This window comes from Microcoleus sp. T3_A4, from assembly GCF_036700465.1.
Classification (GTDB): domain Bacteria; phylum Cyanobacteriota; class Cyanobacteriia; order Cyanobacteriales; family Microcoleaceae; genus Microcoleus.
Genome location: NZ_JAUBOY010000025.1, coordinates 72,112 through 85,458 on the forward strand (window position 1 = coordinate 72,112; position 13,347 = coordinate 85,458).

A 13,347-nucleotide genomic window follows, 5' to 3' on the forward strand; every position below is an offset into this window, starting at 1 on the left:
GCCGACCCCGATCGAGTAAAATCACAGCACTTGCCCCCCGATGGGTTAATCTGCTAAAACTAACAAAGTTTGATGATTTCTGAGAAATAACATACATGGTTGCTACATCCGTCAAGATTAAACACGAAGTCAAAGACTTGTCCCTCGCCCCCTTGGGAAAGCAACGCATCGAGTGGGCCGGTCGGGAAATGCCCGTTTTGCGGCAAATTCAAGAACGCTTCGCTAAAGAAAAGCCTTTCGCTGGCATTCGCTTGGCTGCTTGCTGCCACGTAACCACAGAAACCGCTCATTTGGCAATCGCCATCAAACTCGGCGGTGGCGACGCCGTACTGATCGCCAGCAACCCCTTGAGCACTCAAGATGACGTAGCGGCTTGCTTAGTTCAAGACTACGGCATTTCCGTCTTCGCCCTCAAAGGAGAAGATGCGGCTACCTACGAACGTCACGTCTACACAGCCCTAGACCACCGCCCCAATATTATCATCGACGACGGCAGCGACGTGGTAGCGGCACTGATCCAACACCGCCCGAACCAAATTTCCGACTTGATCGGAACTACCGAAGAAACTACCACCGGCATCGTGCGCCTGCGGGCCATGTTGAAAGACGGCGTGCTGACTTTCCCCGCAATGAACGTCAACGACGCCGACACCAAGCACTTCTTCGACAACCGCTACGGTACCGGTCAATCTACCCTAGACGGCATTATCCGCGCTACCAATATTTTGTTAGCCGGTAAAAATATTGTGGTTGCAGGTTACGGTTGGTGCGGCAAAGGCACGGCACTGCGCGCCCGTGGTATGGGTGCTAACGTAATTGTCACCGAAATCGATCCGATTCGGGCGATCGAAGCAGTGATGGACGGTTTCCGCGTCATGCCGATGGACGAAGCAGCAACAGTCGGAGATATATTCATTACTGTTACCGGCAACAAACACGTCATTCGTGCCGAACATTTCGAGACAATGAAAGACGGCGCAATTGTTTGCAATTCCGGTCACTTCGACATTGAAATTGACCTCAAATCCCTCGGTGCAAAAAGCACCGACGTGAAAACAGTCCGGTCTTTCACTCAAGAATATCACCTCAATAATGGCAAGTCGGTTATTGTGTTGGGCGAAGGTCGTTTGATCAACTTGGCAGCAGCCGAAGGACACCCCAGTGCCGTGATGGATATGAGCTTTGCTAACCAAGCTTTAGCCTGCGAATATCTAGTTACGAACAAAGGCAAACTAGAGCCTGGTATTCACTCAATTCCCGTGGAAGTTGACAAAGAAATTGCCCGTCTCAAATTGGAAGCAATGGGTATTCACATTGATACTTTGACTGCCGAACAAATTGAGTACACAAACTCTTGGACTTCGGGCACTTAATCATAGTATTCTCGTTCCCGGGCTCGGCCTGGGAATGGATACAAGGAGGCTCTGCCTCCCTCAAGGGGAGTCGAGGCAGAGCCTCTAGATATTTGTTCCCAGGCACAGCCAGGGGATGAACAATGACTAATGACTAATGACTACTGACTTCTTCTTACCAAATTAGTGAATCAAAATGGTTGAATGGATAACTAACACAATGCAGTCGATGGGCTATCTCGGAATAGGGCTGTTGATGTTTTTAGAAAATCTTTTCCCCCCCATACCCTCAGAATTGATTATGCCACTGGCAGGATTTACGGTATTCCAGAACAGAATGGAGTTTTCACCGGCGATCGCAGCAGGAGTAATCGGTACAGTTCTGGGGGCGCTTCCCTGGTACTATGCTGGTAAATTATTGAGCGAAGAACGCTTGAGGAATTTAGCCGACAAATACGGCAAGTGGATCACAGTATCGGGCGCCGATATTGACAAAGCAAATAGATGGTTTAACAGACACGGCAACAAAGCCGTGTTTTTGTGTCGCCTCGTACCGGGAGTTCGTACCCTAATTTCTCTGCCCGCTGGCATCAATAATATGCCTTTAATTCCTTTTTTAATCTACTCAACAGGCGGCACTCTTTTATGGGTAACTTTTCTGACTTTTGCCGGATATAAACTCGGGGAAAATTATACACTTGTAGAGGATTATCTCGGCCCGGTTTCCAAAATAGTTGTGGTGATTATAGTCATCTGGTGTATTTTATGGATAGTGAAGAAGAATATGCAAAAAGAATAAAATCCTAGATAAATGCAGACATCCCCAAAAACATCTGCGTTTATCTGCGTCTATCTGCTATTATCTGCGGTTAAAAATCAAGTTATCAAAAATTTATACAAATATTTAGGATTGATTGAGGTTTAGGCAGACAATCGTGGCAAAATAGGGAACATTCCTATCCGCGCTGTTAAGATATGTACGAAAAAATTGTAGCCCCAACAACAGGTTCTAAAATTACTTTCAAAGACGGTTCGCCGATCGTCCCCAATGACCCGATTATTCCCTTCATTCGCGGCGACGGTACCGGCGTTGACTTGTGGCCTGCATCCCAGAAAGTCATGGATGCTGCGGTAGAAAAGGCTTACGGTGGCGATCGAAAAATCAACTGGTTTAAAATCTATGTAGGCGACGAAGCCTGCGATGTCTACGGTACTTACCAATATCTGCCCCAGGATTCCTTAGACGCCATCAAAGAATACGGAGTCGCCATCAAAGGGCCACTGACAACCCCAATCGGGGGCGGCATTCGATCGCTAAACGTAGCTTTGCGGCAAATTTTTGACCTTTACGCCTGCGTGCGACCCTGCAAATATTATGCTGGAACACCATCGCTACACAAAACTCCTGAGCTCCTAGACGTAATTATTTACCGGGAAAATACAGAAGATATTTACCTCGGAATTGAATGGGCAAAAGGCAGCGAAATCGGCAAAAAATTGATTGAATTCCTCAATAATGAGTTAATTCCAGCAACACCAGAACATGGCAAAAAACAAATTCGCCTCGATTCTGGCATCGGAATTAAACCCATTAGCAAAACAGGTTCTCAGCGTTTAGTACGGCGTGCCATTACCCACGCTTTGCGGTTGCCGAAAGATAAGCAGCAAGTGACTTTGGTGCACAAAGGCAACATCATGAAATATACTGAAGGAGCTTTCCGAGATTGGGGTTACGAATTAGCAACCACCGAATTTCGCCAACAGTGCGTAACTGAAAGAGAGTCTTGGATTCTGGGCAACAAAGAAAAAAATTCCGACATTAGCTTAGAAGATAATGCTCGCCAAATAGATCCGGGATACGATGCTTTGACCCCAGAAAAACAAGCCAAAATTCGTCAAGAAGTAGCCGACGTTCTGTTTGCAATTTGGGACAGTCACGGCAGTGGCCAGTGGAAAGAAAAAATCATGGTCAACGACCGAATTGCTGACAGTATTTTCCAACAAATTCAAACCCGACCGGCCGAGTATTCGATTTTGGCGACAATGAATCTAAACGGGGATTATTTGTCCGATGCGGCCGCCGCCATTGTGGGTGGATTGGGTATGGGCCCTGGTGCGAATATTGGTGATGAATGTGCAGTTTTTGAGGCCACTCACGGCACTGCACCGAAACACGCTGGTTTGGATAAAGTCAATCCCGGTTCCCTGATTTTGTCCGGGGTGATGATGTTAGAATACATGGGATGGCAGGAAGCAGCAGACTTGATTAAGAAGGGTTTGGGAGCGGCAATTTCTAATGGTGAAGTTACTTACGATTTGGCGAGGTTGATGGAGCCGCCGGTGCCTGAGTTGAAGTGTTCGGAGTTTGCTGAGGCGATTATTAAGCATTTCGCTGATTGAGTTTGAGGGCTTTTTTTGAACGGGCTAGAAGCCCGTTCCACAACCAGTAAACTTGCTTTGTAGGCCGTTGCTCCTAGCCCGCCCGCTGTTTATTAAGAACGGGCTAGAAGCCAGTTCCACAAAAGTCAACTTGCTTGTGGGCCGTTGCTCCTAGCCCGCCCGAAAATACAATTTACATGGGGGGTTTATAATGATGGAACAGCCATTCCGCGCTCAACTGCGGGACGTTTCTGCAAGGTTTCTACCCAACGTTTGAGGTGGGGGTGGTTGTCGAGGGTTAATCCTTGAAATTCGTAAATAGCAACCCAGGGATAGGTAGCAATGTCGGCAATAGAATAGTCGCCGCAGATATATTCATATTTTGCTAGTTGAGTGTCTAATACTCCGTAGAGGCGCAAGGTTTCTTTTTCGTAGCGCCCAATCGCATAGGGAATTTGTTCGGGTGCAAAGCGTTTGAAGTGATTTAGCTGACCAAACATCGGGCCGACGCTGGCCATTTGAAACATCAGCCACTGCATAACTTGAAAGTATTTTTGTTTGTCTGTGGGCAGAAATTTACCGCTTTTTTCAGCAAGATAGATTAGAATAGCGCCCGACTCGAAGACGGTGATGCCGTTATCTCGATCAACTATCGCCGGAATTTTGCTGTTGGGGTTGATTGCGATGAACTCTGGGCTAAATTGGTCGTTTTTTGTGATGTCGATGACGTGCACGTTGTAGGGTAAACCTATTTCTTCGAGCATGATCGAGACTTTGCGACCGTTCGGTGTGGTAAAAGTGTAGAGGTCAATCATAGTTGTGATGTTAAGTTGAAAGTTGGCAAGGCAGGAAATAACCCGATATATTATCACAATTTGGACGAGAATTGCGAATTTTCGCTTTCTTGTGTTAAAATTATATTCTAATAATATAAAAATAACGATCGCTCGAAATGGACATTATTGAAATTCTCAAAGACGATTATCAACGATTTCCCGATAATCAGACTTACAGCATCTATGCAAAAGATGTTTATTTTGAAGATCCGGTGAATCGATTTACCGGAGTCGATCGCTACCGCAAAATGATCGGGTTTATGGGGACTTTTTTTCAGGATGTAAATCTAGATTTGCACGGGATTTCGCAGTCGGGAGATACTATAGACACTCGCTGGACTCTGAGCTGGATCGCACCGCTACCTTGGAAACCGAAAATGGCGATCGCCGGTAGGAGCGAACTCAAAATCAACAGCGACGGTTTAATTGTTTCTCACATCGATTACTGGAACTGTTCGCGGTTGGATGTGCTCAAACAGCTTGTATTTCCCCTAAAATCTAATGTTTGAAAATTGTTCTTAGGTTGGTTAGCAATAAAAAATGGTGTTTCAAGAGCGAGATCCCTTTTTTAACCGCAGATGTTAGCAGATAAATACAGATGAACGCTGATGGATTTTTATTTATTGCAATTGATATCGGAGATAAATAATTTTAACTGAGCTTGACATGGCAGCAATTTCGTGTACTGCTGGAAAAGCGCTGTGTTCAGCGGTGGGCGATCGCCAAAATTAAGCGCCCACTAAATTAATCTCTGTTACAGAACGTTACAATAAAGAAGTAAAGAATTTTCAGGCGAGCTAAACAATCAATGCGCTTAATATTAATGACCGGAAAAGGCGGCGTCGGCAAAACCTCCGTAGCCGCTGCTACTGGGCTGCGATGTGCCGAATTGGGATACAAAACCCTAGTGCTGAGCACAGATCCCGCTCACTCCTTAGCCGACAGCTTCGACATGGAACTCGGACACGATTCGCGGCTGGTGAAACCGAATTTGTGGGGAGCAGAATTAGACGCTCTCAGGGAATTAGAAGGCAATTGGGGAGCAGTTAAGCGCTACATTACTCAAGTCTTGCGAGCGCAGGGGCTCGAAGGGGTGCAAGCTGAAGAATTAGCCATCTTGCCAGGAATGGATGAAATCTTCGGTTTAGTGCGGATGAAGCGGCATTACGACGAAGGCGAATTTGATGTTTTAATTATCGATTCTGCTCCGACTGGCACAGCATTAAGACTGCTAAGTTTGCCGGAAGTGGGCGGCTGGTACATGAGAAAATTTTACAAGCCGCTGCAAGGCATATCAGCCGCCCTTAGACCTTTAGTTGAACCTATTTTTAGACCAATTGCGGGTTTTTCTTTACCGGACAAAGAGGTGATGGATGCACCTTACGAATTTTACGAACAAATCGAAGCTTTGGAAAAGGTTTTAACTGACAATACTGTCACTTCGGTAAGGTTAGTTACCAATCCCGAAAAAATGGTAATTAAAGAATCTCTGCGCGCTCATGCCTATTTGAGTTTGTACAATGTAGCCACAGATTTAGTAGTAGCTAACCGGATTATTCCCGCAGAAGTAACTGACCCATTTTTTAAACGCTGGAAAGAAAGCCAGGAACAGTACCGTCAGGAAATTCACTCAGATTTCATGCCGCTGCCAGTTAAGGAGGTGCCACTTTATTCAGAAGAAATGTGCGGTTTGGCAGCTTTAGAACGGTTGAAAGAAACGCTTTACAAAGACGAAGACCCCAGTCAAGTTTATTACAAAGAAAATACGATTAAGATCGTTCAGGAAAACAATCAATATAGTCTTGAACTGTATTTGCCGGGAATTGCTAAGGATCAGATCCAGTTGAGCAAAACGGGAGATGAGTTGAATGTTCGGATTGGGAATCATCGCCGTAATTTGGTGTTGCCGCAAGCTTTAGCGGCGCTACAACCTTCGGGGGCGAAGATGGAGGATGATTATTTGAAGATTAAGTTTGCTTAACAACACTTACGCACTATCAACCTAAAAAACCCGGTTTCACCCTTGAGATAGTGAGGCATAAACCGGGTTTTTGACCTCGCGTGCAGGTATCGATCGCCTTTTTGTACTGCTGGCTAGATACAATTAACATGATTTAGTATGAACCACTTCCTTTAATGCCTCATCAATCACTGCATCGCTGACACCTCGACGCTTCAAACTTGCTACTAATGCTGTTACTGTCTCGCTCTCAAATCGTTCTAAATCAACGCGCAAACCTTGACCGATATAAGCACGAATTAATGGCTGATAACCCGAAAAACCCAACAATGGTGCAACTTTTTTTAAATCTTCCACAACATCTTCGGGCATACGAATCGTCACGCTAGTCATTGGACGGTTGCGGTTTAATCGCTGCTTTAATGCTTCAACCTTCATACTCTGCCCTCTCCTGACGAGTTGCTTTACGTGCTGAAATAATCCGAATGACATTTTCTTCACGCTCAATGTGAACCACATACAGTAGATTCCACCGACTATCTAGCCCAATCACAGCATCACGCGCTTCCTCATTGCGGCTGGCATCAACGACAACTAGAAATGGGTCAAAGAAGGATTCAGTAGCTTGTTGAAAAGTAACCCCATCATGATTCGTGGGATTTATCCGCGCTTTTCCTTCGTCCCATACAAAGGTAATGCCATTGAGCACGAAGTATACATTCATGCTCCCTAGTATAGGTAAAATGTATTTACAATGTCAATACGTTATTCACAAAAAACGATCGTTTTCAAACTACTGCCAAAGCCTCAATTGTAAACGCCTCACCAACAAATTTCAACTAGGTTCGCCACTAACATCTCCCTCTTCTTTTCCCTCCTCTGCGTCCTCTGCGGTTTGTTCAATCTTTCGTGGATTCAACTCAATCTTTTTCTGCTGACGTTCCGACGCAGCTTTTTGCAGCATTTTCAACCTTTCTGGGTCAGCATTCGCTCGCCAAAACAACGTATGATCCTTAATTTTAACGCAGTTTTCCTCCAAACACTTCACCCATTCCCGATACTTTTTAACTACGCCACGATCTAGAATCCCTAACTTTTCTTCTTGGCGGGTTAGTTTCGCAAACTTGTCGTAATGGGGATAACTAGCAGTAACAAAAGCTTCTTTTCTAACTAAAATTGGCGGATTATACACATCAGAAAAGTCTTGATAGCTGACCGAAAGATCGCGCAAATCTATGTGCATAGAAGTGTGAAGGGCTGGATGCGGGTTAGTGTCAAAATCGGGATAAAATAAATAGGAAATTTGAGGTTTGCGAGCGTGAAATTTGATGATTGTAGCGCCGTCAAGCCTGCCAATTGTGCGGTTAGCGCAGCCTTCGTACAGACGCAGCAAAGGGTCTAGTTCTTCTACTGCAGAGACGTGAACTGAAAGGGAACCGGGCTGTTTGTAGCCGATCGCACTATCTTCGCAACAGTCAGCCACAATATCAGGTTTTCCCAAACTATATAGCATTAAATCAGCCAAAGTGCAAGCTTTTTGATAATTGTCAAACAAACCTTTGATGTCGTTGCGGATTTGAGCCGGGAGTCGGCGCATCGAAGGCCGCTCGCCCAAACCGTTGAGAGCGAGATATACCAGCAAATCCTGGCGGCGCTTGTCGGCGATTCTCTCCCAATCATCCGCATCCGTTGCTTGCAAAATCACCCTCCAAGCGCGATTAAAACTGTGAAATTCCCCCTTAATCGCCGATTCTTCCGCTAGTTCGCCTTTAACAGGAAGCCGGCCTCGATCGCTCACAAAAGCCATCAAAGGAGCCAACATTTCCGCATAATCCTCAAACCGCTTAACTTGCGATCGCACCCTGGGAGTCGATAAGTGCGATCGAAACCGAGAAGCGCGAAAACCTTCACCCTCCGCAGCATCCCGAAACACAAAATAAATCCCCAAAGCCACAGGAATCGCATCAACATTCAAAACTTGGTCAATATAAACCTTCAACTCTTCTTGTTCGTAATACTTCTGAAAAGTATTCCGAGAAGTAATCACCCCATCCCCGTAAGCAATTTGACCTCGATCGCTATCATCAATCAAAACCTGAGCCGCCACAACTAATAAATTCTTAGTTAATTCCCAAGCATTCAGCAACGCTTCTCGGCGTTCCGCCAAAGATTCAATGACATTAATCACATAACCAATATTCACAATATCAGCACAAATTCGCGGAGTATCCGGCTGATAGTATGGATCCCAACCAGAAATAGCATAACCCTCTTGTGCAATATATTTAACATCCCCCCCGTAACCGCAACCGTAATCAAAAAAAGTCGCCCCGTCCCTCGCTAAATCAGCTTCTAAAACCAGACGCAGAGGTTTAGAAAGCGAGTTGCGTACCATTGCAGCTTTGTGTCGCTCGATCTTAGGAATTGATAGCTCACTATTCTCCTGTTTCAAACGCTCGACAACAGTATGATCTTGGATTTCTACACCGCAATATCCCAAATATTTGAGCCAACCCTCGCGAGTGCCGATCACGCTAGTGTTGTCAAGCAGCCCCCACTTTTCCTCGGTGCGAGTCAGCCTTGCAAACTTTTCGTAATTGGGATAATCGGCAGCTACAAAAGTTTCCTTACGGTGCAAAACAGGAGGATTTTCGCTGTTGCTGTAATCGAAATATTTAACTTCCCCTGTTGCTAGATTAATTTGGATGCTGGTTTGCAAAGCAGGATGAGCATCTGTATCGAAATCAGGATAAAAAAGATAAGATATTTTAGGTTGATGGAGCAAAAATTTCACTAAAGTTGCTTCATCAATATTTTCGAGAGTGTGTCTGGCACAATTTTCGTAGATACCGAGGACAGGGTGGAGTGTCTGCAAAGCCGAAACGTGAACGTAAAAAGCCGTCGGTAAATTTTTTCCCACCTTGCTTTCGCGACAGCAGCGAGCCACTTTTGCTAGGAGATTGTCAACACATAAATTATTGTTTTCATCTTGCGGGTACGGCACAAGATTTACAGAATCTTGCTCAGAGATAGCCGCGTTTTCATACAATAAAACTTCCCGAGCAAAAACCCTCAAAGGCGTTAGCATTTTTTCATCATTTTTTAATAAATTGCTATCTAAAATAGTGTTTGTACTGGTATCGTAATTCATAGCTAAATTAATTATTATTTTTAATTAACCGCAGAGAACGCAGAGAACACGGAGTGACGAAAGAAAGAAACAAAATTTTCCTAGATTTTTTCTATTTAGGATGCACACTCCGTACCGTACCGCTCTATTTCTTAGTCTCTTAGAGAGAAACTTCGTTTTTGTAATGGCGATTTTAATTGCCGACTAGGAGCAACTATGATCGAGTAATATATTAACCAAACATTCGCGTTTCCACAAATTCTTGAACCCTGGCTAAATGACTGAACAAACTTACTAATATGTTCTCAACCCTCTCAATATTTAACAATTCCACATCTGGTGATTCAGATTGAAAGCTTCGCGCTTGATGCTCCAATTGTGCGGCCAAATCCGACATCAGAGCAACTCCTACATTAGCAGAAGTTCCTTTGAGACGGTGGGCTTGATATTCCACAGCTTGCCAATCTTTAGCTTCTACGGCTATTTTGGCAGCAGCTACATCAGCTTGCGCGCCTGCCACAAAAGCTTGCAAAAGTCGCTCTGGCAATTTAATATTAACTCGTCCGAGTTGCTCCAATCTGCTCTTGTCGAACAGTCCGTCGTAGTCTATATGTTCCCAAGTTTGATGTGCGATCGCCCTTGGTGTCGGCAGAGCCACAACCTGCGCTTTTTCCATAACTTCTGTATAATTTGTTGCTAATTGAGATTTATTTGCCGAACTTATACTTTTAACTCCATACTTATTGTCACCCTGAACATTTAGGGCTTCATACTTTTTCAGAGCCGCCGCCAAAGCATCTAAATCTACAGGTTTACTGAGATAATCATCCATCCCCGCTGCCAGACACTTTTCTCGTTCCCCCGGCATAGCATGAGCCGTTAAAGCCATCACAAAAGTATGCCGATCTCTTCCTTCAATTTGCCTCAACTTTTGCGCCGTTTTGTAACCATCAAGTATCGGCATTTGACAGTCCATCAGCACTAAATCATAGCTTTTTTTTGCCAGCAAATCCAGCGCTTCTTGACCGTTGACCACGCAGTCAGCTTGATAGCCTAAAACTGCCAACTGTTCGACAAGAACTTGTTGATTGATTGGGTGGTCTTCCGCCACCAAAATCCTTAGCGATGACAGCGAATTGGGAGTAACATATTGAGAATTAACTGGTGGCAACTTGTAAGTATTAGCAGCCTCCACTCTCCCAAAATCTCCCGTTCCCTTCACCGACGCCTGCAAAGCCTCAAGCAGGCGGCTTGGTCGCACCGGCTCGATCAAATATCCGTTAAAACCTCGACTGCAAAGCGATTCAGCCTTCGGCTGTTCCCGCAAAGCAGTCATGGCGATTAACGAGCCAACTGCCGAGGTCAATCGCACTTTCCTAGCAAATTCCTCCGCATCCAACTCCGGCATTTGCAAGTCCACAAGCACCACATCCCAGCTTTTTCCCCCCTCTCCCGAATACTGAGAAATCCCGCCCTGGGCATTTGGAAACCAATTCCAAGCCTCAGCAGCAGTTTCTGCCTCATCGCAGCGGGCACCCCAACTTTGAGCGAGCGAGCGCACCGCTGCCCTTCTCAAAGCGCTTCCAGAGACTACTAACAGTTTCTTGCCCGCTAGTTCGGGATCATGAGGCTCAACTGGCAACTGTTTTTCCAAAGGTACAGTAAACCAAAAAGTAGCACCACTGCCTAGCAAACTGCGAACTCCAATGTCCCCTCCCATCATCTCCACTAACTGCTTACAAATAGCCAAACCCAAACCCGTCCCGCCGTAAGGCCTAGTAGGAGAATCGTCTACCTGAGAAAAAGATTGGAACAACTTTGTTTGCCCTTCTGCCGAAATTCCAATGCCAGTATCTCGGACGGAAAATAGCAATCTTGCCCCTTGTCTACCCTCTGCCAGTCGGTTGCCTTGTTTCACCGTTACGTGAACTAAAACTTGACCGCGATCCGTAAACTTTATGGCATTACCCGTCAAATTCAGCAAAACTTGCTTCAATCTGCCCGAGTCGCCTACCAACTTTCTGGGCACTGAACTGTCAACTAAAATATTCAATTCAAGACCTTTTTCTTCAGCCAAATGCGCTATGATTTCTATCACCGACTCAACGCAAGTATCCAAATCAAAATTAGCCTTTTCCAGCCGCATCTCTCCAGCTTCAATCTTAGAGAAATCGAGAATATCATTAATAACATTTAGCAAATGTTCAGCACTGCGGTAAATCGTCTGAGCACAGCCCCGCTGTTTCTGTTCCAGAGGAGCGCGCAGCATCAATTGAGCCATTGCCAAAACCCCATTCATCGGAGTGCGAATTTCGTGACTCATGTTCGCCAAGAATTGCGACTTCACCCGACTAGCTTCTAAGGCAGTTTCCCGCGCTTCCACCAACTCATTAATCTTGTCGGCAACCATCACAATTCCCCCTACTTTACCGTCTGGATTGTACCAAGGGTGAGCGGCCCAGCGCAGGTAGATAATAGAGCCGTCTGCTCGTTCCCAAGCATCTTCGCTCACAGAAACTACCTTGCCTTGGAGCACTTCTTGGTACATTACTTTCCAGCGATTCGGCGTATCTGGAAACAATTCGTAATGGCTGAGATTATTCAGGGACGGCAAGCCCAAATTAAATTGACTAACCCATTTTTTAGAGTTAGCCATATAGCGCATTTGTGTATCGAACATCGCCATTGCTACAGGCACGCAAGTAATAATTTGTCTCAGTTGCTGCCGTTCCCTTTCCACAGCATCTTCCGCCTGTTTCCGCTCAGTAATATCGCTAATCATGCCGGCCATTCGCAGCGGTTTTCCTTGGGAATTGCGCTGAGCTTTTCCCTGAGAAGTGCAGTAGCGGTAAACACCGTTCGAGTGCAGCAGCCGAAATTCTACATTGTAGTCTATTTCGTGTTCCAAGTGAGCGGCGATCGCCGCGACAATTCCCTCCTTGTCATCGGGGTGCAGGCGGTTATATAGAGCTTCCATAGTCCTGCCAAATTGCTTGCGCGACAAACCGATAATTTCCAAAAGGCGATCGTTCCAATAAACCTCATTTTTACTTAAATCCCAATCCCAAATTCCGTCGTTCACTCCCTCTAAAACTAACCTGTATCGTTCTTCACTTTCCTTGAGCTTTTGACTGGTATGAAACGCCTGATATTCGGCACGGAAAACGCGCATCGCATTGGATAAGCTGCGGGACAAACTATCTGGAGAAAGCTTATTTTTAGCGATATAATCTGAAGCTCCTGCCTTCATCAATTCCACAGCAATTTGTTCGTCGCCTTGACCTGTGAGTACAATTAAGGGAACTTTCAGTCCAGCTTCTCGTAGATGTTTTACCAAACTCAGTCCGTCTCCGTCCGGCAATCCGTAGTCGAGGAATACGCAGTCAAATTTGCACTCAAATATTTGATTTAATAGCAGCCCCTGTTCTGTCTCCTCAAGCTCGCTTAAAGGTTGAGATTTATTTTGTTGGGAGAGTTTCGCGGTAGCCTGCGTAGAATTTTTGCTGACCGAGAGTTGGACCAGGGCATCCGCGCAGTCTTCTGCCTCAGTAACTTCTGCCGAAACACCAGCGGACTTGAGCGAGCGTTTGATCGCCATTCGATCTACTGCATCGTCATCAACTATCAGAATTGTGAGAATTTTGTCCATAAAAACCGAATTGTGGATTACTCCGAAAAAGCTGCTGTCGA

The 13,347-nt window shown here is 45.4% G+C and carries 10 protein-coding genes; 5 read left to right on the plus strand and 5 right to left on the minus strand.

Going from position 1 to position 13,347, the window contains the following annotated elements; all coding sequences use genetic code 11:
• The first annotated feature begins 95 nt into the window (after positions 1 to 95).
• The 3 genes from ahcY (at position 96) to QUA07_RS15670 (ending at position 3,752) form a co-directional block, all read left to right on the plus strand.
• A complete protein-coding gene (gene ahcY, locus QUA07_RS15660; protein ID WP_333082580.1) occupies positions 96 to 1,373 on the plus strand; it encodes an adenosylhomocysteinase in 1,278 nt (425 codons plus the stop codon).
• Between the two features lie 175 nt (positions 1,374 to 1,548).
• Positions 1,549 to 2,151: a DedA family protein gene (locus QUA07_RS15665; protein WP_333326599.1), complete on the plus strand. Its 603-nt coding sequence runs from the start codon at positions 1,549 to 1,551 to the stop codon at positions 2,149 to 2,151.
• A gap of 176 nt (positions 2,152 to 2,327) precedes the next feature.
• The gene (locus QUA07_RS15670) at positions 2,328 to 3,752 is read left to right on the plus strand and encodes an NADP-dependent isocitrate dehydrogenase (protein WP_333326601.1); all 1,425 of its coding nucleotides are present in this window, start codon (positions 2,328 to 2,330) and stop codon (positions 3,750 to 3,752) included.
• A gap of 185 nt (positions 3,753 to 3,937) precedes the next feature.
• Here QUA07_RS15670 and QUA07_RS15675 read toward each other — a convergent pair whose 3' ends face one another.
• The gene (locus QUA07_RS15675) at positions 3,938 to 4,546 is read right to left on the minus strand and encodes a glutathione S-transferase N-terminal domain-containing protein (protein WP_333326603.1); all 609 of its coding nucleotides are present in this window, start codon (positions 4,544 to 4,546) and stop codon (positions 3,938 to 3,940) included.
• A 137-nt stretch (positions 4,547 to 4,683) separates the two neighbouring features.
• Here QUA07_RS15675 and QUA07_RS15680 point away from each other — a divergent pair, with 137 nt between their 5' ends.
• Both QUA07_RS15680 and QUA07_RS15685 read left to right on the plus strand, forming a co-directional pair.
• Positions 4,684 to 5,076 (plus strand): DUF2358 domain-containing protein, encoded by a 393-nt coding sequence (locus QUA07_RS15680; protein WP_333326605.1) that lies wholly within the window; start codon positions 4,684 to 4,686, stop codon positions 5,074 to 5,076.
• A gap of 299 nt (positions 5,077 to 5,375) precedes the next feature.
• On the plus strand, positions 5,376 to 6,548 hold the full coding sequence (locus QUA07_RS15685) for a TRC40/GET3/ArsA family transport-energizing ATPase (protein WP_172188640.1): 1,173 nt from the start codon (positions 5,376 to 5,378) through the stop codon (positions 6,546 to 6,548).
• Positions 6,549 to 6,671: 123 nt separating this feature from the next.
• Here QUA07_RS15685 and QUA07_RS15690 read toward each other — a convergent pair whose 3' ends face one another.
• The 4 genes from QUA07_RS15690 to QUA07_RS15705 form a co-directional block, all read right to left on the minus strand.
• Positions 6,672 to 6,965, minus strand: a complete 294-nt coding sequence (locus QUA07_RS15690; protein WP_333326607.1) for a hypothetical protein — start codon at positions 6,963 to 6,965, stop codon at positions 6,672 to 6,674.
• Positions 6,955 to 7,251 (minus strand): BrnT family toxin, encoded by a 297-nt coding sequence (locus QUA07_RS15695; RefSeq protein WP_333326609.1) that lies wholly within the window; start codon positions 7,249 to 7,251, stop codon positions 6,955 to 6,957. Before QUA07_RS15695 ends, QUA07_RS15690 begins: the two co-directional genes overlap by 11 nt.
• A 111-nt stretch (positions 7,252 to 7,362) precedes the next feature.
• Positions 7,363 to 9,678, minus strand: a complete 2,316-nt coding sequence (locus tag QUA07_RS15700) for a DNA phosphorothioation-associated putative methyltransferase (protein ID WP_333326611.1) — start codon at positions 9,676 to 9,678, stop codon at positions 7,363 to 7,365.
• Between the two features lie 211 nt (positions 9,679 to 9,889).
• A complete protein-coding gene (locus QUA07_RS15705) occupies positions 9,890 to 13,306 on the minus strand; it encodes a response regulator (protein ID WP_333326613.1) in 3,417 nt (1,138 codons plus the stop codon).
• Positions 13,307 to 13,347: the final 41 nt, after the last annotated feature.

What these genes read in the sequence shown, in the direction of transcription:
- ahcY (WP_333082580.1), top strand. Translation starts at nt 96, where the DNA reads ATGGTTGCTACATCCGTCAAGATTAAACACGAAGTCAAAGACTTGTCC.
- QUA07_RS15665 (WP_333326599.1), top strand. Translation starts at nt 1,549, where the DNA reads ATGGTTGAATGGATAACTAACACAATGCAGTCGATGGGCTATCTCGGA.
- QUA07_RS15670 (WP_333326601.1), top strand. Translation starts at nt 2,328, where the DNA reads ATGTACGAAAAAATTGTAGCCCCAACAACAGGTTCTAAAATTACTTTC.
- QUA07_RS15675 (WP_333326603.1), bottom strand. Translation starts at nt 4,546, where the DNA reads ATGATTGACCTCTACACTTTTACCACACCGAACGGTCGCAAAGTCTCG.
- QUA07_RS15680 (WP_333326605.1), top strand. Translation starts at nt 4,684, where the DNA reads ATGGACATTATTGAAATTCTCAAAGACGATTATCAACGATTTCCCGAT.
- QUA07_RS15685 (WP_172188640.1), top strand. Translation starts at nt 5,376, where the DNA reads ATGCGCTTAATATTAATGACCGGAAAAGGCGGCGTCGGCAAAACCTCC.
- QUA07_RS15690 (WP_333326607.1), bottom strand. Translation starts at nt 6,965, where the DNA reads ATGAAGGTTGAAGCATTAAAGCAGCGATTAAACCGCAACCGTCCAATG.
- QUA07_RS15695 (WP_333326609.1), bottom strand. Translation starts at nt 7,251, where the DNA reads ATGAATGTATACTTCGTGCTCAATGGCATTACCTTTGTATGGGACGAA.
- QUA07_RS15700 (WP_333326611.1), bottom strand. Translation starts at nt 9,678, where the DNA reads ATGAATTACGATACCAGTACAAACACTATTTTAGATAGCAATTTATTA.
- QUA07_RS15705 (WP_333326613.1), bottom strand. Translation starts at nt 13,306, where the DNA reads ATGGACAAAATTCTCACAATTCTGATAGTTGATGACGATGCAGTAGAT.